The sequence below is a fragment of the Terriglobia bacterium genome (assembly GCA_035712365.1).
GTDB lineage: Bacteria > Acidobacteriota > Terriglobia > UBA7540 > UBA7540 > SCRD01.
Window position 1 is genome coordinate 1 of sequence record DASTAW010000016.1, and the last position, 22,246, is coordinate 22,246.

The following is a 22,246-nucleotide window of genomic DNA, read 5'->3' on the forward strand; positions in this document are numbered from 1 at the left end:
TGCTGACATTGCTGGCGCTGCCCCAGAAGGCTGCGTGCGCCTCGCTCAGCTCCACGGTGTGGCCGCCAGGATCGCTGCCCACGTAAACCTTCTCCGTGCTGTAATCCAGATACCACGAGCCCGGCCCAACGGCGGAAAGGCCGGCAACGCGCTTGAGAGGCTTCGAGTCAAAAAACAGGTCCTCGGGGTACATGCACGCCGGATGCTGCTTGTCACATTCACCCCGGTATGAGTGAAGGGAACTCACGGGTACATCAGCCACCCAATACTGGCCTTGTTGCGTGAAGTTATCCAAAATTGCGGCCCCATTCAGGGTGGCTCCCGGTTGTCCGGTAAAGGTGTCGCCGTCCTTCGGCCGAATGGACTGGAGCCGGTAGGTGCCGGGGATGATGAGGAACGAGGTGCCCGGCGGGTGACTGTTGACCAGGGACTGGATGTCGTCGCCAGGATGCACCGTGACCTGACTGCTGGAAGAAGCCGGCTGGACGGGTTGTATCGCAAGGAGCATGAGGAATAAAACCAAACAGGAAAAAAGTCTCAGGCCCTTCAGCCGTCTCTGCATTCTGGTCCTGATTGCGGTCATGAGATTCACCTATCGAGCCGAAGCATTTTGAACGGAGGCTGCTGGAAAACCTTCCAGAACTCTTTCATATGGCCGCTGGAGTTTCATTTGCCTGCCGGGACGGGTTCGAGTTCAGGAGCCCTTTCCCGGATCACACGGACAGGCCTCGGGTTCTCGCGGAGACGTCTTCGCCGCAAGAACTCCGCATACCCGAGGATCACAAGAAAATAGAGAGGGGCCTGCCAACTGAACATCGGAACAAGCACGCTGTTGATCGTTAACAGGGCAAACACTGCGATTGCCTCGTATGCAAGTTGCCGCTCGGGCCTGGCGCCGGATGTACGGCGAAGAAAGGAGACGAGGAACCACCAGACGGCTATGATCGCGGCGATGAATGGAATCAGTCCCCAGATACTCGATCCGACAAGGACCCCCAGGTAATCGCTGTGCAGGCTGGCGGTTGTTCCCATTCCGAGCTTGGCCATCACCGCGAACCGCTCGCCGGCGTAGGCCCCATATCCTGTGAACGGACGCTCCAGGAACCTTTCCCATGCAAACTTCCACCACACGAGCCGGCTGCTTAATGTGGAAAGGGCCTGATAGTCTTCTCCGCGTCTGAGAAATGCCCAGAGCACGCTGCCCACTCCAGACAGCAAGAGAAGCGGCCCCACCACAAACGTCATCACTGTGCCGAGGCGCAACCGCTTGGAGATGAACAAAATCAAAAATACGCCGAGGAGAAAACCTCCAATAGCCATTCGAGTCTGCGAAAGCACCATCGTGACGACGCTCGCCGCGAGGACCGGGAAATACCAGGCGCTCCCTCGCTTGGTTCGCTCCAGCGGCATAAGGCGGCAAAGGCAGACTAGCCCTATCATCGCAGCATAAATTCCTACGCCTTCCGAGCTTTGGGCGGGCATGACCCCACTCAAGCGCATTCCCAGCGAGGCGTCCTTGGGCAGTCCGATGGGGTACAGGGCCGCCGTTGGCCAGATTATTGCGCCCATCCACACGGAAACAAGCAGAAAGCCATAGAGTGCCCAGGTCCAGTTAAAAAGGGACTTAAACTCTTTCACGGACCCTACGGTATCGAGAATTGCGGCAAGCAAGCCGATAACCATCAGGTATTCGCCTGATTTGAATAGCGTCCACGACGGGTACACAGACCAAACGCTGGATGCCACACAGACAAGGCCGAAGACAGTGGTTATCCCAACAAATCCTCGAAACATCGAACCCAAAAAAGGCGGCCGCCGGAGGGCAAGCCGGGTGAGAAGAACAACCCCGACGATAAAATCGAGTGACACGCGGTAAACCGCCCAGGCATCCAGGGGGTTCGAATCGATTTCATTTACGCTGCGTTGGCGGAACACAAGCGCACTGGCGAAGAGCAGCGCCCAAAGGAAGTGCCACCAGGTTAAACGGGCAAGCAGGCTGCGAATCCGGCTCAAACCTCCAACAAATCCCACGCCAAGCAAGAGCAATCCGAAGGGCAGGAACAGGAGCGCCAAAATGGACTTTCCTTCACCATAATGGTCCATCACTGCTATGATGCCGATAGTAGAGGCCACACCCAGAAGGACAAAGAACGGCGCAGCCCACGCCCACTGGCCATGCCGTGGCCCAGCAGGTACATAGGTCTCGGAAAAGTCACCGGCCTTCTGGATGTATCTCATTCCGATTCTCAAGAAACGAAGTGCTTGAGTTCAGTCCGCCCGCATGGCAGGGTTTTTTTTCTCCTTTCAATGCTTGTGGTGATTGCGCCCGTTGAGGAGGCCGAGAAAGAGGGCTTCAAACCTCTTAGTTACAGCGCTCGTGTCGTACTGCATGGCTTTCTCGAAGCCCAGGCCGCGGAACTGCACCCGAAGATCCCTGGAAGACAGCAGCTTGTTGATGGCATCGCCCATTACTTCCGGGTTCTCGGGAGGGACCAAAAGCCCGCAGCGGCCCCCATCGAGGATGTCCGCGGGGCCAAAGGGGCAGTCAAAGGCGACGACAGGAACACCCAGGCTCATCGCTTCCAAAATGACTGTAGGCAAGCCCTCATGCCGAGAGCTCAGTACAAAGCCTTCTGCCCTCGAAAGCAGCGGGTAGGGGTTGGGCTGGTAGCCGGGCATGAAGACCCGGTCGTGCAGCCCGAGGCTATCGGCCTGGGCCTGCAGGGCGGCCCGCTCTTCGCCTTCGCCCAGCAGCAGAAGATTTGAGTCATGGCCCGTTTGCACTACTTTCGCAAATGAATCGAGCAACAAGTCAAAACCCTTCCGCCGGGTCAGCCAGCCCATGCCGACGAGTGTTCGGCGGGCGAAAATGGCTTGCGCCCAGTCCGGAAGCGGCAATTCGCTCAGGCGCCTCACGTCGGCCACATTGACCGGATTGGGCAGGGAGATCACCTTGTTTGCACTTCCAGGCGACCACCGCACCAGATCTTCCGCGATACCTCGTGAAACCGCTACGAGGCGCGTGGCGCACGGATATAAGTAACGCGTGATCCAGGGATGCCCCCCCGGAAAGTCCTGTGCGGAACGGCCCGGGAGGTTGTGAATCCAACCGACCACGGGGCGGCCGGCCAATCGGCCAACAAGGATGGCTAAATCTATCGGCCGGCCGTCCTGCATTCCAAACACCGCGTCGCTCCGTCTGGCCAGCATAGCGAGCCGCCAAAGCACTCTGTGCATGTGACGATTGAGCTGACCTTCCTCCGGGGCGCCAAACTCCGGCACCAGCCCGCAGGGCGCCGGCGACTCGTGCTCCACCCGGTTGAGATAGAAAAGGCTTAGATCGAACCCAGACCGGCGTAGATGGTCGAGCAGCGTGCTCTGTACTCGCAGCACACCGCCGCCCGACAATTTTGAACCGGCCCTCCCGAGACTTCTGCCTATGCACAACAATTTCATCGTGCACGCTGCTCCAGAAGGATGGAAAATACACCCGTATTTAACGCTTCGCTGCGGGATTCGATTGTTTTCAGAAGTGTTTCGGTGGACCCGGCCCAGTGGCGCCGCTCTCTCACCCATCTGCTTGCCCAGGGTTCGTCCCAGAGCCTTTCGATCACCACTCCGGAGGAATAGCCCATGTCGCGCAGATGCTCGATCATCTGGTGTGCGCGTTTCCATTCAAATGCAAACGGATGAATTTCAACAAAGATGCGCGGCCTGTGTTTCTGCAGTAAGCGCTGAGCCCCCTCCAAGGCCATCATTTCACCCCCTTCCACGTCCATCCGCAGCACGGTGGGGTGGAATTCGGGAAACTCATCAAGCAGGTCATCCAGCTTTTTGGCCGGGACGGTTGTGGGCCGCGCCTGCAACAGATTCTGCTCACGGATGAGGCTGCCCCAACTGGGTATTTCCGATCCGTAAAATTCCACGGCCTTGCTTTGGTTGCTGATGGCCCACGGAAAAACCCGTATGTTCGTCAGTCGCGAGCGGGCCACGTTCCGTTCCAGGATGGTGAAGACGTCTGGGGCTGGCTCGAATCCCAAAACCCGGCCCGCCGGGCCCACAGCCCGGGCCGCCAAAAGCAGGTAGTAACCCAGATTCGACCCGACGTCGAGGACGTGGTCGCCTTCTTGAAGATGCTGGAGATAAACTCTGGTGCAAATCGGCTCGTGGGATCCCAGCAGTAAGATTTCCTCGCTCAGTCCCTTGACTGATGGGTGCAGCTCGAATTCCTGGTCGAGAAAACCCACGGTTATCGGCTTCGCGCCGCCACCTGAGTGCCAGGCGTCACAGCGCTGTCGAAAACGCGTGTACTGGTATCGCCAGAGGGCTTTCCGCAACACGAAACCGGGCCCATGCCGGTAGAAAAATTGGACCGCCTTCTTCAGGTACTGACTGGCGCTATTGCTTGGTCCTTCGGCGATCTCCAGCCGCATGCGGCGTGCACCGTCGATTTCCGGCGCATCGGCACCGGGCGCAGCGTTTTTGTACAGGCCCGGGATGTATGCAAGTTCGAGTCGATGTCGTTCTGACTCAGGCATTAGTCCTCCTAGTAAGGTTTGATCATTTGCTGGAAGTGGCAGATACATCGGGAGATGGTTTTTACTTGCGATGGGAACAGTCAAGGTCCGGCGGCAGATCCAAGCGTTGGGTAATTACTCTGCCTTCCAGGAAAGTTCGATAGAGTTGCGCATTGATTCCGCCGATCCAGCCCTTCCGTTCTCGCCGCGTCAGCAGGCGCGAAAAGTGATAGTAAAAGACCCTGGCCAGCGCCAGCGCTTTCACAAACTCCAGGACTTCCGTGGGGGTCGGTCCGTAACCTTGCCAGAAGGACTCCTCCCACGAGTGGACCACCGATTTCGGTATGAGCGGGTTTAAGAGCATTGCGCGGAGATCGGCAACCAATGCAAAGAGGTCGTAGTAAGTCGGCCGAAAACCAGATAACTCAAAGTCGATCACAGCAAGCTGCTTGTCGGCCGTGTTCCAAAGAAGATTTGATAGGCAGAAATCGCCGTGGGTGAGCGCCACCGGTACCTTGAAGCTGTCGCCTGCTGCCCTTTTCGTCAGCCAACCCTCCAGGATTCTCGATGCCACACTTTCGTAGTGGCCGGCGTCATCCTGCTTCTGCCGTGATGATTCAATGACGGTTTGGATGAGGTCACGGGCTGCAACGACCTCCATTCCCTCCTTCGAGGCATCGTGCACGCCGCGCAGCCAGCTTCCTGCCTTTAAAAGGGCCTCGGCACCAGCCTTCGCCATGGAGCTTCTCCAGCCCGACCACTTCAAGGCCCGGACAAGGGAAATGCCCCCGGCTTCCTCCCACACGATGGTCCTTGCTGACAACGACCTCCCCATCGGCACGGGTACCGAGCGGCCGCCCGAGAGCCTGAGCATTTTCAGCGTCATGTTCCATTCAGCATCAATCTGCTCGGTTATGGCCCTTACGGGCACAGAGTCGCGGGAGGGCGCCTCCCAGGGTGCCCGAAAACGCGGGGGAACCGGATAAGGATCTGCGAGCAGTATTTTCGCAAACAGCCTTTTCCCTTTCCACGCTCCCGAACAACACACCGCCAGCCTGGAAGTGTTATACCCATAGCGCTCTACGATCACGGACTGCGTTCTCGCGCAAAGCGCGCAGGCAATTCTTTCGCGGACGTCATTTGATCCTCGTAATATCATGTCCGTTCTGATATTCATTCCATCCGGGGCATGGGCTGCGTTACGGCGCGGGCGGGAGGCGTCGCGGCCCAGCAAACGTTGTTTGATAACAGTGTTCAAGTGGTTTCCCCCGGGTCTCATCTTGGCCCGGAGTGTAGTGCTGCCTTCACGTTTCGTGGTGAGGGCATCTTAATGCTTCAGGCATAAGGGCGAAAACGTGTGGCGATGAAGCAGAGCGAACGTGACGATCAACGCGACCGCGCTCGACGAGATCATTCCGAGTATCGCCCCCCAAAGTCCGAACGTCCATGTGAGGGGGATACCAGCCACGACATCGACTACGCTGGCTGCGCTATAGGCTGTAAAAACCAACGAGGGTGCATGCATCGCTCGCAGAATGATAGCTTGTGAAGTCGCCGAAATGCGAAGCACCGATGAAACGGCCAGCCAGGGGACCAGTCCGACGATTCCCAGATACTTGCCTGCATAAAGATGTTCCACGATCTGCCAGCGGAAGGTAACCATTATCAGCCAATAGAGTACTGTTCCTCCTGCATACATCATGGCAAGCTTTGCCGCCAGGTGGTGCGCGCCCGTTGAACTGTTCGCATGATGGACGCCTGCTGCATACGGGAGCGTCAGCATAGACATGGCCACGAATGCCTGGGCGATAGGGGAAGAGAAATTCGACAGTGCCTGTAGAGTCCCGGCTTCTGCCAATCCATGCGAGGTCCCAAGAATCGGCAAATAGACAGCACTTGAAAACCATACGGCCAGAGCGCTTCCAAGGGCCCAGCGCCCATAACCCCAGTGCCGGCGGACCACCTCGGACAATTTGAGCAGGCCCTGCTGCGGCTTCAGAGCGAATCCGAGCCGTCCCAGCATCATCGGAGCCATAGCGCCAGCGCCAGCAGCAATCAGCAGGAACGCTGCCAGCGGCGAAAGCCGCCCTCGGTAGAACACCAGCGACAACCCGCCTATAACGACAGCAAAGTACCCAACTGCTCCCAGGACTGCCTGGCGGGGGGAGAGCTTAACGTAAAAGCCCCTGCGCGCGAGCGAGAATAGCAGCATGCAGGGAGAGGCAATTGCCACGCCGATCAATGCCGCGGTGAGATGGCTGCGGGGCGAGACCATGCTCAGCACCCACGCGCATGCGCCAAGCCCCAGCACGATAGCGGAAGCAATCACAGCATGTACCCAAAGCAAAACCCCGAGGTATTCACGATTCGAGTCTCGATAAACGGAAGAACCGAACACACTGAGCGGTTCAAGGACCATGGCCGAATACCCTACGGAGAGGAACAGAAAAACCTGAAAGGCGAGAGCGTATGCCCCATACTCGTGTGGCGCCAGATTGCGCGCCAGCAAGATTCCCACAATGAAATTCGCCCCGGATATCAGGCCCTGGTCGAGAAGAGCCATGGCTCCCTTCGGAGACCATGCCCGGGCGCCGGCCCACAGCACGTGCCGACGGGTGGCGGGCAGGCCCAAAGACTCCGGAACCAGGACTTCATTCAACGATGTGTTCAAGATATCTGCCATGGTTAGTCGTAGAAATCGAAGTAGCAGCTCAGGTCGATTGTCACGACCCGGCTTCCATGCTGCAGTCAGGCAAGGAGTGGCTGGTGCTAGGCTGACCGTGCCCTGGAAAGGTGGCGTCCACGCTTGCCCAGGCCGAGGCTGAGCCGCTGGGCCTTCGAAACGCAAGTCCGAAAGATCCGTCTGATCAACTCTGCGGTCCGCGAGGCAAGCATTGCCGCAACCGGGAGCAAATCGTCGGAGCAGATGAACGCAGCTTCTTCTATGCCCCGCAAGGAATGGATCCAGCCCACCAGGCTCAAACTACCTTCGCGGAAATAGCGGTAGGACGAGACCAGATCGAGGTCCTCCACGATCCACTTCCGCCCTTCTTTTGACGGTGTCGCCACCACTTCCTGGCCTGTGAGGTCAAGATAGAGCGCGCGAGCAACGTCCATGCCGTTTTCGCCAACGAAGAGGCGGAACGTAGCTCCAATCCTGGGGTTCACGTCAAGGACCTTGTATTGATCGTCCCGGGCATCATGGCGGTATCCGATGTCCAGTATGCCTCGATAACCCACCGCCCTCATGAAGCGTCTGGTGGTTTCCTCGACCGTCCGGTTGGGGAGGCAGATTCCCAGGCTCGTTGATCCGGTGTGGACGGGGCACTGACGGATTTTCTTGCCAGTAAAGCCGACGAGGCAATCGGAATCCCCATTAAAATAACCGTTGAACATCCAGACGGTTTCATCACCGCCGGGGATATACTCCTGCAGCATAAGATTGGGCCGGTGCGGGTCTTCAGCAGCATCGTAGCGCTCCAGAAGCTCTTCTTTGGAGTTGACGATGAACATCTTTTTCCCCGTCCGTTCCCACAATCGCTGCCCATCAATCCCCTTGAGCATGACGGGAAAGCGGGCCCGTTCCAGGAAAACCAATACATCTTCACGAGAACCAGGAAAGACGGCGTCCGGTGTTGGAATGCCGTGCCGCCGGGCGAGCTGGAACATGTCATGCTTGCTGGCAAGCGAATGCACCAGGCCGGCCGGTTGTTGCGGGAAAACGAAATCCTTCGCGAGCGTTTCGGCATGGTCTGCGACAAAGTTTGCCGTTCGATCCGTTGTCGGAATCAGGATGCAGGGCCTTCCAATCCTCCTGCGGACCGCGGCCATGTACTCCAGGGACTCTTCTGCTGGGCGGCGCTCGATGTCCCACAGAAACCGGCCCCGGCAATATCTGGAACGAAATGCGGGCGCCCAGGGGTTTGGATCCACGTTGTAAACGGGTACCCCAAGCCCGCCGAGGCTCCTCATGATGTTCAAGCCGCCGTGGCTGTCGGATCTGAGCACGACGACCGGCGTGGAAGAATCTCCGAATTTCAGCATCGGTTGTATGTCTGCTGGGTGGTATCGACGGTGGAACTGGGGGCAAATGCAAGGCCGGTTTCGGGAGCACGCGATGCAATGATTTCGCCGCTCAGCGGCTCGTAGCTGCCGCGCAAGTCGTTGACGTGAGCGGGAATGAAGTCGAGGTCATGGGTTTGCCCGCTCCGCCTGAGAAAGTCAGCGCTCTTGCTGTTTAGTCCGGCTTCGGGATGTTTCAGTTGCCCAATTCTCGATGAGGCTTAAAGTTGCCTCGTCTGCGGGTCCATAGCCCATCGCAGCAAGATCGATGGTGACTTGTTTTTGCATAGAATTTTCGCGGGCCCAGGCGGCGCAGATTTATACCTTTCGGACGGGGCGTAGTTTTGCCTCTGCAAAAGCATCGGAGTGCAGTCCTCGCCTGTAGATTTCCACCCGCAGAAGTTCCTCGAGGCGGACGTTGCAAAGATGGACCTCCCGGCCAAAATGATTGAGCAACGCGAACTGGCTGGGCTTGTTGGGCGCCTCAAACATCACCTGCTTGAGCCCGAACGCCTCGGCAAATCGGTCGGCGAATCCCGCGTTGAAGCTTCCGGCCTCATCGAAGAGGCCAACGCCGCGGGCGCTTTCTCTTGCTTCCACGACAAGCTGGAGCGCTCCGCTGTCGAGCCAGCGCCGGCCCTGGTCTATAAGTTCGCCGATGTTGTTTTCCGCGAACGGACCGGTATGCTTCTTGCCGAGTTCGAATTGAACGTCGAGGCCACGTAACGCGGCCATCCTGATAATTTCGCTGGGTACGATCGTCATTTCCGTGAACCCTTCGCCACACTCGATGCGGTTGACCCCGATATCGGCGCACAGGTCCATGTATTCCGGGAGCGCACCTTGCGCAACGGCCACTTCAAACGGCCCTCCACCTGTGACCGTCGGCACCTTATAGCGTTTGGCCGCTGCCACCTTCTTCCGGGTGGCGCCTTCATTTGCCACTATCCAGCAGGCCATGGAAATCTTCAGAATCGAGAAGAGGTGAGAGCTCTGTTCGAGGTGGCTTTCGAGCGTCGCAGGATCATATCCCGGGTCGAATGGGCTGGTCAACGGGGAGAGAACGGGGACACCTATAAGCTTTAGATAATCCGCCGTATGGGACCTTACGGGCGGGACCATTTCCCTTACTTTTTGCATCTGCATAGTTCTCACTCCTGTTCTGGTGCTATTTAGAGGAGCTAAGGTTTCTGCGCCAGGGCAACATAAACCACGCCACTGGACCGAACTAACGGAAATCGGCGGTCTGCAAGGGCTTGAAATTTCTGATGGAGCTTGACGTCACCCCGGTTCGGCAACAGTTTCTGCTTAAAGACAGTAAACGGACCAAATCCCAGAGTCCTTCCCGTCAGCTTCTGAAAGCCAGTTTGGCTGAGAAGTGCATCGACTTGCTTAACTGAATACCTGTGCTGGCGGGGGCGCGAACGTCTCCAGACGTTGAACTTCTCCAGCACTTCGGCAATCTGCCATCGCATGGGTCGCAGTCCCGGAAAACACAGGGGATCAAGCACCTGATTAAGGCACCAACTGTTAGTGGCCGTGATGATGACGTAGCCGCCGGACCTGGTGACGCGATGCAATTCTGCCAATGCCCGTCGCGGTTGTTCCAGCCAGGCGAACACGCCCACGGCCAGAGCGAGTGCGAAGTACCCGGAAGGAAAGCTTAACTGACATATGTCTGCCGAACTCACCTCGAGATCCGCGCCCACGACGGCCTCATTCGCCGCCTGGCGTGTAAGCTCAAGCATGCCTTCGACTGTGTCCACAGCATTGACCCTGTAACCTCTTCTCGCCAGGGCAACACTGGTTGAACCTGCGCCACAGCCGACCTCCAGGATGCGAGATCGGACAGGCAACAGGAGATTGTGGACCATCGACAGCACTGCAGATCGCCGTTCGCGGTAGATGACGGCGCTCAGGGTGTCCGCCTGGTAAACGTCCTTCCAGTACTGCGAGTGCTCATGGAAAAACTCGTCTACAGAGTTCTCAGGGCGGCCTGGTAATGGGCTGTCCGAATAGAGGTTCGTAGAGCCAATCATATTTGCTTTGTCATCCGGTCCGGATAGACACCCACCCGAGGCAATGCCATTTCCCGGTTCAACATTTCACATGTCCTGGCGGGATTCGTGCGCCATTCGGCGACAGGTCAGGCGGCGCCGGAGCCTTTTAGCACGGCAGGAATCGTTCCAGCGAGGATTTTGAAGTCGAGCCACAACGACCACTCGTCGATATACTGCATATCGAGTTCCATCCACTTTTCGAAAGGTATGGAGCTTCGGCCGTTTACCTGCCAAAGGCAGGTGATGCCAGGCCGGACGCTGAACCTTCGCCGGTGCCAGTCCTGTTCAAGGCCGTCACAGTCACGAAGCGGCAACGGCCTCGGCCCCACCAGGCTCATATCGCCTTTAACGACGTTAAACAGTTGCGGTAATTCGTCAATGCTGGTGCTCCGTAGGAACTTGCCAACCGGTATAAGGCGAGGGTCATTCTTGATTTTGAATACTGGGCCACTGACCTCGTTCAGATCTTCCAGTTCGGCGATTCGCTGTTCAGCGTCGGGCACCATGGTCCGGAATTTGCAGATCCAGAATTGACGCTTGTTCAGTCCGAGCCTTTTTTGACGGAAAAGGACGGGTCCGGGCGATGTAAGCTTGATCAGCAGGGCCGTCATCAGCAACAAGGGTGAGAGAACAAGCAGCAACGCTGTCGAAGCTGCCAGATCGATTGTCCGCTTCACAAACACCGGCCACCCGTCCAGCGGTCCGGTAGACAGCGTCAGCAAAGGGTCACCGGCAAGATCTTCAGCGGTTGAGCGCGCCCTGCGCAGGTTGAAAATCCTGGGAAGAAAGCGCACAACGATTCCTTGTTCTTCACACAGGACTGCGATTTTAGCAGACTGGCCATAAAAGGACCTCAGCGGCAACGCTATCAGGATTTCATCTACGACAGTGTTTCGAACGAAGTCCTTGATGCCCTGGAGATCGCAAACCAGGCGCTTTTCGGATTGTTCCATGGCTTTGATTCCTGGCCAGTTTACATCAGCAAAGCCGATCACCCGGTACCCAAGCTCGGGCCTGGATTCAATCCTTTGAGCAAATTGCACCGCACGTGGATTGGTCCCTACGACCAGCACGTGGCGCAGGTTGTGCCCGCGCTTGCGAAGGTGATGGAGAAAGTAACGAAGAATTAAACGGCTTAGCATGATCGCCGTGGTGCTGGCGCCCCACATCACCACGATGAACGCCGCGCCGACCAGTCTGATGTGGAACAGCATGGCAGCGGCGCCCACGGCGAGCGTGCAAAGCGTAGTTGCGCTCAGCGTGTCCATGATGTCGGACTCGCTTGTAAGCAGGCGTCGGGATTCATACAGGCTGAAGGACGCCAGAATGATGTGCCAGATGATCAGCAGGATCATGAACAAAACAAAGTTCTGCACCTTGATCCGCATGGAAAAGAATTCTGAGACCGACAGCCCGCTTTCGTACATGGCAGGCATGGCGGCCAGCAAAAAGGATGCGATCATGACCGCAAGGTCAAAAACTTTGAGCATTGTTAAAAGCATTTGACGACGCACAGTGCCCATGGTAAATACCGCTCCATTTCTGAAGAAGGTGGCTCTGGTACGGGCTGCACTCGGTCGCTGCCGCTGCTCCTCCCCTGCAGGTCAGGCCGAGCGAACTGACGGGTTGCGTGAAGGCCGCGCAACCGAAAAACAATCAGTTCTGTTGCAGTAACTGCTTATCAACGATTAGGGAATTCAGCAGGCTGGATTTTGCCCTCGATGTGGTGCTGTCGCAAGGATGCGAACCAGGAAATCCCGCGCCTGCAATCACCAGCGATGTCGGATCCCGGGCGTTCTGACCCCGGGAGACTGCGGGCACGTCATCTCCATGCCGGTGCATTGACTCCGAGCCCCTGCACGATTGGGCTGAGCTGAGACGGGTATGCCTCGGGAATCGGAGGCGTATTGTTGCGGCCAATCGAGATGTATTCAAGTCCGGCTCGGGCTGCCTTTTCAGGATCGAGCGCATTTCTGCCGTCCAGCAGGATGGGCAGTTCCATCAGGCTTGCGACCCGCTGCAGGTCCACGGATTGGAACTCCTCCCATTCCGTCAGCAAAAGCAGCGCGTGGGCCCCCTCACACGCCTGATAAGGCGATGAGCAATAGGTAATCTGGCCCGGCTGTTCCGGAAGTACCTGCCGCATGCGCTGCATCGCCTGCGGATCAAATAGCCGGAGGCGGGCGCCATCCCTAACGAGAGATTCCACAATCCTCAGGCTCGGCGCCTCTCGAATGTCATCGGTGTTGGGTTTGAACGAAAGCCCCCAGACGCCAATGGTTTTCTCTTGCACGATCCACAGGGCCTTGTAGACTTTGTCCAGGAATCGGTCAACGCGCTCCTCGTTGATTCGTTCGACTTCTCGCAGCAATGAGCCGCGGACGCCATGTTTTTCTGCGAGGCGGGCAAACGCCCGGAGATCTTTTGGAAAACAATAACCGCCATAGCCAATCCCTGCGGACAAAAAGTCAGGTCCAATGCGCGGATCCAGGCCGAGACCGGCAGCGACCATGTTCACGTCTGCCCCTACGGCCTCACAGATGTCGGCGACCATATTGATGTACGAAATCTTCATTGACAAGAAGGCGTTGGCAGCGTGCTTGATCAGCTCCGCTGTCGTCAGGCCGGTCACAACCATCGGTCGCTTTAGCGGCCGGTAGATGGCTTCCAGGATTTCCTCCCCGCGCTCGCTTTCCACGCCCACCACGATGCGGTCTGGACAAAAGAAATTTTCGACAGCTTTTCCTTCCTGCAGGAACTCAGGATTGGAGGCAACATCAAACGCCGGAGCAGGTGGGACCCCATCGACCTCCGCAGGCGCTGTGGACTGGTTCAGGCCGCCTGCCTCCGACCGCCGCTGCGCCATCGCAAAGCGCAGGATGGTGCGCTTAATCCACAACGAGGTCACTGCGGGTACGGTGCTCTTTTCCACGATGAGCTTGTACCCGTTCAGGTGTTGAGCAATAAGGCGCGCAATCACTTCAATCTGGGAAAGGTCGGCCTCTCCGTCCTCGCCTTGGGGCGTACCCACACAGATGAACAACACGGTGGCTGCATCGATGGCGCTGGCAACGTCGCTGGTGACGCTAAACTTTCCGGTCGCAAGGTGCCGGGTCAGGAGCGTCTGCAGCCCGGGCTCATAAAAAGGACTCTTCCCGGCTTTCATGTGGCGAATCTTCTCCTCGTCCTGATCAGCGCCGACTACTTCCCAGCCCAATTCCGCCAGACACAATGCAGTTGGCAATCCAACGTGCCCAACTCCTATGACTGCAATCTTCAAATTTTCTGGAGTGTACTGACGGGTACCTTTCCGCTTGTTCATTGGCTGTTCTCCCTTTTCATTAGATATTGACGATGAGCTCTTGCGTGACGCGATGAAACACAGAGCAGGTTGATGTTTTCAGGCTACCGGACCGGTTCCAGGTCGAATCCGCTGACCTGGACCGCAAGCGACCTTTGGATCAAGTCTATGGAGATCACCACGCTCCAGTCGGAATTTTTGGCAGCCAGGATTCCTTCGACGCCATCGAGGTAACCGCCTCGAATCCTGACTTTCTGCCCAACGCACAGAAAGGGATGCGGTTCGAAAGGGACCCTGCTGGAAAGCAAGGCCTGGATGTTCTCAATTTCAGGGTCAGGGATCGGGATGCCTTGCCCCTGCACGCCCACAAACCCCACCACGCCAGTGGTTTTGAGCACCGAAACGCGCACCCTGTCTTCACTGGGAATTCGGACGAACACATACCCCGGAAACAGGGGTTGGTCGATAACCTTGCGGCGGTCGCTCCAGCTTCGGATTTCTTGGACGATCGGCAGGAAACACTTAATCTGCAAATCATCAAGCTGAGAGGCGACCTTCTTCTCGCACTTTGAGCGGGTGTGTACCGCGAACCAGGCGTTAGGCGCCGGCAGGAGCCGCGCTCCTGCGTATACCTGGCTCATTTCGTCAGCATAGCTTCGCAATTGCATAGCTCCGCCCCTTGAGTCCCATTCCGAGACCCTGAAAACTCAATTAGCTTGTATTACCCTCAGGTACTCTTGCCCTGCGCGTCGCGCGGGGCAGCCCCCAGGCCCCTAGACTCTGTCGTAAAGGAACTGGGGAATCGGAAATGTGCGCTTGTTCAGGACTGCACCCAGCACGCGCACTTGAGCAGCTTCCAAATCTTCTTTCGCGATTCGCGCAACTTCCCGCCGCGTTGCGTTAGACTCCAGGACCAGGACGGCCCCGTCTGTCAATTTGCCCAGCAAGATAGCGTCGGTATGCTCGCTCACCGGCGGTGAATCGATCAGGACATAGGCAAACTCGCCACGCAATTCCTTTATCCGCGCCTGCAAATGTTCAGCCTTCATGCCCGCGCTCAGTTGTGGCGCCATTGACCCACAAGGCAGAAGCCAGAGATTGCTGCCGGGTAGTTTCTGGACAAACTGACTGATCGGGCCGGGCTTGAACACGGCGTCCGTGAGCCCTCGCAGATTTTCCATGCCAAAGCAGAGGTGAAGCGCAGGCCGCCGCAGGTTGGCGTCCATCACGCACACAGGCGACTCTACCTGGGCCGCCAGGGCTTCCGCGGCCCCGGCGCAGATTGAAGTGCATCCCGTGCTGTTCTCAACGGCCGTGAACACCACCATTTTTCGCCGGTTGTGGTCAAGCAGAAAGATTCTCTGGACAAGCTTAATCAGTTCCTCGCGTGACAGCGTGCTGGCGTCCGGCGGCGGTGACACTCGTTCCGCGCGCGGCAGGGGCTCCCTCTCGAATGTGAACGAATCCCACTCTTTTGATGCGCGTTCTAACAGCTCGAAATTCCTGCTCACGATTGTTCTCTCTCTTTCAGCGGTTTTCCGTTGGGCTTCAGCTTCTGGGCAGGCGAGATATTGCCCGCCGTCGGCTGCGGAACCTGCGCCGGCCAGCGGACCTTCCGCGTCAGGATATCTCCCGGTTTGAGGACAAAGCTTCCCTCGAAAGGGCGCCTGCTTCCCGTCGGGACAACCTTGAACTCGTGCTCACCGGCGTCGAGCGCCGCCTGGACCTCGCTTGGCCCATAAGCCTTGCCGTCGATGAAGACCTGCATCCCCGGTGGTTCTGTGTCAATGACGATGACGCCCCGCGGCAACTGCAGATCTGCCGTGACCCACCGCTTGTTTCCGGCGGTAACTTGCAGCACCTTGTACCAGGTCACATAGCCGTCGCGGGATACTGAAATCCGATACATGCCCTGCGGCAAATCAAACAAGTGGGGCGTCCGCCAACCCGGATTCGATTCTCCGTTAATGGTGACAATGCCGCCCCGCACATTGGATTCGATGACGATTGTTCCCGTTGGCGCCGAGGCGGAGCCATCCGCCGGCGCGCCGTCCCCATTGGCGCCGGGTGCTGCCCCGGTCAAAGCCGAAACCGGGCCGACTGCTGCGGCCCCACCTGTATCGCCGGCGCCCGATGCCGCCGTGCTTTCCTGCTGGTTATCCGCTTCGGATGTATCAGGCTTTGCGGCCTCAATATTGGCCGGGCCAGCCGCTTCAACCGCGCCCTTTCTTACCGGTTCCGGGACGTCGTTTCCGCGCGCGTTTGAAGGGGTCGCGATGGTTTGAGTCTGCGGCGTTTCAGACGAACCATTCGTGGTGGTCGAGCTGTGACTGCCAGCGATGTTTTTGGCTGCGCCGACCGTCTTTGCAATGAGATGCGTGGCAATGTTGTTCCGCGTGGAGACCGGCAACTGCGCCCAGAACAATTCTCCTGCCAAGATCAACATCAGCAAAGTGAGGGCCCAGAACGGCCAGCGCGGCGCCTGGCGCCTGGGCCATCCCCCTCCGACCATGCCGGGAAACGTCGGGGGGGAATATCTGCCTCCTCTGATGAACTGCCCTCTGTCTGCTCGCACCCGCCGGCCGCCATTCAGGGTTACTCCTTCGAGCCCTCGGGCTTCGTTTGCCGGTTCGCGGCGCGTGTTCGGCACGGCCTCGCGGGTTTTCCTGAGGGTCTCCAACTCCAGATCACTGTACACTTCCTCTATGACTGCACCGTCAATTGCCTTTTGGCCTTTGGCATATCCGAGTGATAGGGCATGGAAGCAGATGTTGTTAACGTTGCGCGGAATGCCCTCGCTCAGGTCGGCGATCATCGCAATAGCTTCCGGCGTAAACAGTCGGCCTCCGTGGTGTCCTGCTATTCTTAGGCGGTGATCGATATAGTCAGCGACTTCTTGCCTGTTGAACGGTTTCAGCCGGCAAATGACCGAAACGCGCTGCATCAGTTGCTCCAGGTCAGGCCGCGCCAGCTTGTCCGCGAGACCCGGCTGTCCCGCCAGCACGATCTGCATCAGCTTGGATCGCGAGGTTTCAAAATTCGACAGCATCCGCACCGATTCGAGTACGGCGTCTTCAAGGTTCTGCGCTTCGTCTATGACCAAAACGAACTGCCTTCCCAGGCGTGCTTCCTGGATGAGGATATCGTTCAGTTGTCGTTGTAAAGCGCTCACATCCCGATCATCGGGAACAAGGCCAAGGTCCGAGATGAGGTTCGTCAGGAATTCCCGCGTGTCCCCCTGCGTCTGAAACAAAAAGACGGTACGGGCAGAATTTCGGAACCGGTCCAGAAGCTGAAAGAGCAGCGTTGTCTTGCCCATCCCTGGCTCGGCAATCAGACTGACGAAGCCCCGGCCCGTCTCGATGCCATAGATCAGCGAGGCCAGCGCCTCGCGGTGCGAAGCGCTCATGTAGAGGTATCGAGGGTCCGGGGTCGTGCTGAAGGGTTGTTCACGCAACCCGTAATATCGTAGGAACATAAGGGTGCTCTCTAACTGCCGCTTTCTTTCTCCTCTGGGAATTCACGTCGCCCTTCGCTGCCGGTAGATGCGCCCCCCAGCGACCATCGCCTTATGTCCCCGGCCATGGAAATCCTCGAGGAACCGCCATTGTTGGGGAGTGCTGCGAGTACCGGCACCTCCAGATAGCGGATCACCTCATCCGGAGTTCGAAACGACGGGTTCAGGTAGTCCACCCCAAAGGCACAGCCCATGCTGATGATAAGCGCCAGAACCCCGCCTGCCAGTATGAACACGACTGGCGAGTTAACCGGCAGGGAAGGCATCGCGGCGGTCTCGGCGACGCTGACGTTGAGGATCCTTTTGCGATCCATCGCGTCTGAAATCTGCGATTGCTGGCTCTTGTTGAGGTACAGAAGGTAGTTCTGCTCCGCGGTCTTAACGTTGCGCAGCAGGTCCTGCTGCTTGATCTGCTTCTGGTCCAGCAGAATCGCCTGGCGGGAATAAGTGCTGACCACCGGAACCATGGCGGCGGCTTGCGCGCGCAGCGCCGCAAGTTTCGCTTTGGCTTGCGCCAGGTCCGATTCCAGCATCTGGTAAGTCTCGTTCTGGTCCGTGGTGTCCTGCCGCATCGGAGACTTCTCCGCAGCGGCAATACTCTCCTTAAGCTGAGCGATCTGTTTCTCGATTTCCTGCACCGGTCTGTAGCTGGGTTGATACTTTGACAGCAGGTCCGTCCGCTGGATTTCGAGGTTCTGCAGCGTTGATTTCAAGCTCGCCATCAGTTGTGGGTTCTGCCCCGTTGTTTGCTGCCTTGTTATCCTCGACGGAGTTCTGGCTAATTCAGCCGTGACGGCCCGAATCTGCTGCTGGGTGCTTTCGATCTCTGCCCGAGTCTGTTGCAACTGTCCGTCGAATTCGCTTGCCTGCTTCAGAACCAGACTTTTCTCAGCCTCGGGGTCGGGCGCGTCCTGCTGAGTGTTAAAGCTGGCCAACTCCGCTTCGGCGTTGTGCAGTGTTTCCTGGTAGTGCTGCGTTTGCTTCTGGAAAAAATCGGAGGCGCCGGCCGGGCGGTAAACGTCCACGTGCTTGGCAATGTAAAGCTCATCAAGTTTCTGCAAGACCTGCTGAGCTTCACCTGGGTGATGGGAAGTGTACTGGACCTGGATAATATTGGAATCCGGCAGAGGCTGAATTTCAAGATGTTTTCTCAGCCTTGCGACGGCCTTTGCCGTCTTGGAGCTGGGATCCCCCCACGAGGGAAGCAAGCCGCTCCAGAAGTGGCGCTGCGTGGAATCGAGGCCGCATTCCTTAACGACCTGCTGAAGCAAGTCGCTGCTCTGAAGCAGCGCCACCTCGGTATTGATTTCGCGCTCTCTGGCGTTGTCGTCGCTCTCCAGCCGGTCCGACCCTTCGTCCGTCGATACCACATTGTCTCCTCGCTGGTGCTTGACGAGGATCTCGGTTTCGGCCCGGTACTTAATGCCGAACAACGCCACTGCGAGGACCACGCCCGCAAATGTCGCCAGGAAGGCAACCAGCACCACGCGCCGGTTGCGGAACAGAATCCCCAGCACCTCCCGCGTGGTGTTCGGAGCACGCTGTGTATGTAACAACGGGCTCTTTTGGTATGGCGTGATGCTCTGTGCTTCCATCACAAGTCTCCTGGTCTAAGTGTCCTTATCAGTGCGGGTAATAGCTCAGCGAGGGAAGTGGAATGAAAGGCTTGACCTTCGACAGAGTGTTCTGGGGAACGTAAATCATGTCTCCCGGGTGCAATTGCAGGTCTTCGGCCAGGCTCTTTGAAGACAGCATCTGCTTCAAATTGACTTTGGTCGCAGAAACCCAGTTATCGGAAACCCGGCGAAAGAGGATGATGTCATTGCGCCTTCCTTTCCCAGTGAAGCCACCCGCGATGGCAACGGCCTGCGCTACTGTAGTCGCACCGCGCAGATCGTATTTTCCAGGACGGTTAACCTGTCCCAGAGCAAGGAAATATGGGTTCTGAAACTGTTTCAAAGTGATCGAAACCTCAGGATTGTGGAGAATCTGTCCGTAAGCTTTCTTGATGTCCGCCTCGATCTCGGGTACCGTTTCACCCCCGATGTGGACTCCCCCTGCATTTCGAAGGGAAATATAGCCATCGGGATTGACCGTCACCGTCTGATTGAATTCAGGCGTGAAGGGGAAATCAATTTCCAGCACGTCCCCGCTGTCCACTTCATAGCGAGGGTCCCGCCGCTGCAATTCCGGTTGGCCGGAGTTTGCCGTAGCAGGGAGCTTGTCAACGCCATGGCTCAGCGCCTCGCTGATCTGATCGGGAGGAGGTGAAGTTTTGTCGGGGGGCGGTGAACTCCTGGCGTTCTTCTGGCCTGCCAGCAGACCCGTCACGCTGATGCCAGTGAAGCAGGCAAGCAAGGCAGCTACCATAATCAGGTTCTTTCTACGTGGACCCATGCCCGGACTCCTGAACTTGAGTTATCGTACTGTTGCTGGCAGCAACGTATTCTTTTGTTTCGATTAAGCGCGTCCCTTAGTCCCAGGACACTCGTTTCTGAGGTGGCCAATGGTCGGTGGACAGTTGTGCGGAACGGCCTGGGGGAGCACTCCGACATCGCAATTTCCCGGTCGTCCTATGCCGGGAATATCGCTTGAATGAGGAAATTGTGAGTGAAAATACTGTGTGGTAAACTTTTTCAAGGCCATGACGTTCTCTCCGTTTCCAAGCGTTGGTCGTTATGGCTCCGGGTGCGTGAAAACTGCCGGTTTTCACGCACCTACCTCTGCTGCAAGCCGCATCACTTCAGCGCCGCGCAGTTGATCGTTTTTAATGCCAATGCCAGCTCCGAAGCACTTTAGCTTCAACGTTCCTCGTCTTCGTAAGTCCCTCAGAACGTCGGTCGAGCAATTCGAAGTCTAAGGCCCAGGCGCGAATCTTATTGAACCTGCCCGATCCGTGCTTCCCGGCTGTCTGGTCGGTAGCACAAGCTTACCTGCACGATGGCACGTAAGATACGCACTATCCAATTCTGGTTGCCCGCCAGCCCTGCTGTTCCATTCTGGCGGTTCTTCAGTTAGGATGCCCGCACAGGTCTGATGGATTCTTTTTGGCGCGCTGTCAGATCAATTTGATTTCCCCGCATCCTGTAACAGGTCTGTAACTTGCAAATGGAGTTCCGTTTCTACGATTTCGCATAAGCCTTTCAACACGGATGAGTTATGTAACTGTGGGTTGGGCAGCGTTCTTCGCCACAGGTAAAAATTTTCACAGTGGTGGAATTTTTGCGAGCGAAACGTTGAGAGGCTCCGCCTGGGTTTTTGCTGGAAGAGTCTGTTTAAGATTTGCCCGCGATTTTCGTTCACCACTCACGCACTGGCTCCCATGGGCACGCAGTTGCCTCGGCGCCAATTCTCTCCGGGATGGTCGTGCAGATTTCAAACCAGTTGTTGCTGTGATCCGAAGTCTGCTTCTTTTTCTCCTGACGCTTGATGGAGGCTGTCTCTCGCCGTTGAGCGGGAGCCGATTTACCCAATTGCAAAAACATTACTCTGGACCATCTACTTCCGGGATGCTTTCTGACCAGGCCGTCTTGCAGTTTCCTAAATAGAAGTAGCCACAGGGGTTATACATACGTATTTTGCCCTAAGTAATTTCCTTGACAACGTACGTAGATCTTGGTAAAAGCGAAGCCTACTATGGCTTTCAGGTAGTCCTTTTCCCAGGGTTGCTCAAGATGAAGTTCTCCCAACGAAGATCATTACCACGCCTTGACAGGACGATCCAGAAATACAGGTAACTATCAGGAGGGAAGGGTGTATTCACGATTACTGAGTTTCATCAAGGGGAAAGGTCTATCTGCGGTCGTCGCACTTGGTTTCGTCCCGTTATCGTGTCTTGTGATTGCCGGATGCGGAGCGGGTGTCGCAACGCTTCAGACTAGTTCAAATTGCGCTAATGGCGGAAGTGGGTGCCAAAGCAGCCTTGCGCCCACTCTAAGCCTGCTCGCTCAGCCGACCTCAATCACCTCAGGACAGTCGTCCAAACTAAGTTGGTCCTCACAAAACGGTACAACCATGGATCTGGAGCCAGGCATCGGGGCCGTGCCTGCCCAGGGCATTGCTACGATCAATCCCAAGCAGACAACAACCTACACTCTGACCGTGAAAGGCAGCGGGGGTACCAGCAGGGTGTCCGTTACCGTGAAAGTAGTCGCACCGCAATCGGGTGGTACATCGGGCGGCACATCCGGCAGTACGTCCGGCGGAACATCGGGTACCTCGAGTGGCGCGTCTGGCAGCACCTCGGGGGGGACGTCGAGCGGCACGTCGGGTGGAACCTCGGGCAGCACGTCGAGCGGAACACCGCAGCCGGCCGGTGTTCAACTCAGCCCAGGCGACGACATAGGGGCTGCCGTCAAAGCTAATCCCACGAGTACAACTTTCGTGCTGAGTCCGGGTGTGTACCGGATGCAAAGCGTGGTGCCGAAGGATGGGGATATCTTTTCCGGCCAAAGCGGGGCGACGCTGGTTGGCGCGGCGATCATCGATCCTTCCTCGTGGCGCTCCGCTTCATCAGGCGTGTGGGAAGCCCAGGCCAACGGCGTTACAGCTCTGGCTTCGCCTCGCGGCGTCTGCGATTCGCAGCATCCGGCGTGCATGTACCCCGAGGACCTGTTTTTTGACTCGAAGCCTCTCAAGCGCGTTGCCAGCCTTTCCGCCGTTGGGCCGGGCTCGTGGTATCTGGATTACAGCACGGAGAAGGTTTACGTGGGCAGCGATCCTGGCGGCCACACCGTGGAGCTGAGCGAGGCGCACGCAGCCTTCTGGGGCAGCGCCAGCAATGTCAGCA

At 57.4% G+C, this 22,246-nt stretch carries 17 protein-coding genes; 1 reads left to right on the forward strand and 16 read right to left on the reverse strand.

Features of this window, described 5'->3' with window-relative positions:
- From VFQ24_04655 to VFQ24_04730, 16 genes are all read right to left on the reverse strand, one after another.
- The coding region (locus VFQ24_04655; protein HET9177631.1) for a hypothetical protein at window positions 1-508 on the reverse strand (508 nt) is incomplete at its 3' end.
- Between the two features lie 158 nt (window positions 509-666).
- The gene (locus VFQ24_04660) at window positions 667-2,238 is read right to left on the reverse strand and encodes an O-antigen ligase family protein (protein ID HET9177632.1); all 1,572 of its coding nucleotides are present in this window, start codon (window positions 2,236-2,238) and stop codon (window positions 667-669) included.
- Between the two features lie 66 nt (window positions 2,239-2,304).
- Complete coding sequence (locus tag VFQ24_04665; GenBank protein ID HET9177633.1) at window positions 2,305-3,456, reverse strand: glycosyltransferase; 1,152 nt, start codon at window positions 3,454-3,456, stop codon at window positions 2,305-2,307.
- Entirely contained in the window at window positions 3,453-4,538 is a 1,086-nt protein-coding gene (locus VFQ24_04670; GenBank protein HET9177634.1) for an FkbM family methyltransferase, read from the reverse strand. The genes VFQ24_04665 and VFQ24_04670 overlap by 4 nt, the downstream gene beginning before the upstream one ends.
- 61 nt (window positions 4,539-4,599) lie before the next feature.
- Window positions 4,600-5,676, reverse strand: coding sequence for a phosphotransferase (locus tag VFQ24_04675; GenBank protein ID HET9177635.1), 1,077 nt, complete (start codon window positions 5,674-5,676; stop codon window positions 4,600-4,602).
- A 168-nt stretch (window positions 5,677-5,844) separates the two neighbouring features.
- Window positions 5,845-7,200 (reverse strand): hypothetical protein, encoded by a 1,356-nt coding sequence (locus tag VFQ24_04680; protein HET9177636.1) that lies wholly within the window; start codon window positions 7,198-7,200, stop codon window positions 5,845-5,847.
- A gap of 86 nt (window positions 7,201-7,286) precedes the next feature.
- Complete coding sequence (locus VFQ24_04685) at window positions 7,287-8,561, reverse strand: carboxylate--amine ligase (GenBank protein HET9177637.1); 1,275 nt, start codon at window positions 8,559-8,561, stop codon at window positions 7,287-7,289.
- 336 nt (window positions 8,562-8,897) lie between these two features.
- On the reverse strand, window positions 8,898-9,719 hold the full coding sequence (locus VFQ24_04690; GenBank protein ID HET9177638.1) for a phosphosulfolactate synthase: 822 nt from the start codon (window positions 9,717-9,719) through the stop codon (window positions 8,898-8,900).
- Window positions 9,720-9,760: 41 nt separating this feature from the next.
- Window positions 9,761-10,618: a class I SAM-dependent methyltransferase gene (locus VFQ24_04695; protein ID HET9177639.1), complete on the reverse strand. Its 858-nt coding sequence runs from the start codon at window positions 10,616-10,618 to the stop codon at window positions 9,761-9,763.
- A 107-nt stretch (window positions 10,619-10,725) separates the two neighbouring features.
- Window positions 10,726-12,129 (reverse strand): sugar transferase, encoded by a 1,404-nt coding sequence (locus VFQ24_04700; GenBank protein HET9177640.1) that lies wholly within the window; start codon window positions 12,127-12,129, stop codon window positions 10,726-10,728.
- Window positions 12,130-12,461: 332 nt separating this feature from the next.
- Window positions 12,462-13,961, reverse strand: coding sequence for a UDP-glucose/GDP-mannose dehydrogenase family protein (locus tag VFQ24_04705; protein ID HET9177641.1), 1,500 nt, complete (start codon window positions 13,959-13,961; stop codon window positions 12,462-12,464).
- A gap of 83 nt (window positions 13,962-14,044) precedes the next feature.
- On the reverse strand, window positions 14,045-14,608 hold the full coding sequence (locus VFQ24_04710) for a UpxY family transcription antiterminator (GenBank protein ID HET9177642.1): 564 nt from the start codon (window positions 14,606-14,608) through the stop codon (window positions 14,045-14,047).
- Window positions 14,609-14,713: 105 nt separating this feature from the next.
- Window positions 14,714-15,451: a CpsD/CapB family tyrosine-protein kinase gene (locus VFQ24_04715; protein HET9177643.1), complete on the reverse strand. Its 738-nt coding sequence runs from the start codon at window positions 15,449-15,451 to the stop codon at window positions 14,714-14,716.
- On the reverse strand, window positions 15,448-17,418 hold the full coding sequence (locus VFQ24_04720) for an AAA family ATPase (GenBank protein ID HET9177644.1): 1,971 nt from the start codon (window positions 17,416-17,418) through the stop codon (window positions 15,448-15,450). The genes VFQ24_04715 and VFQ24_04720 overlap by 4 nt, the downstream gene beginning before the upstream one ends.
- Before the next feature lie 11 nt (window positions 17,419-17,429).
- The gene (locus VFQ24_04725) at window positions 17,430-19,052 is read right to left on the reverse strand and encodes a Wzz/FepE/Etk N-terminal domain-containing protein (GenBank protein ID HET9177645.1); all 1,623 of its coding nucleotides are present in this window, start codon (window positions 19,050-19,052) and stop codon (window positions 17,430-17,432) included.
- Window positions 19,053-19,080: 28 nt separating this feature from the next.
- The gene (locus VFQ24_04730) at window positions 19,081-19,854 is read right to left on the reverse strand and encodes a polysaccharide biosynthesis/export family protein (protein ID HET9177646.1); all 774 of its coding nucleotides are present in this window, start codon (window positions 19,852-19,854) and stop codon (window positions 19,081-19,083) included.
- A 1,617-nt stretch (window positions 19,855-21,471) separates the two neighbouring features.
- On the opposite strand from VFQ24_04730, the gene VFQ24_04735 reads away from it, so the two are divergent.
- A partial coding sequence (locus tag VFQ24_04735) for a hypothetical protein (protein HET9177647.1) occupies window positions 21,472-22,246 on the forward strand: 775 nt, incomplete at its 3' end.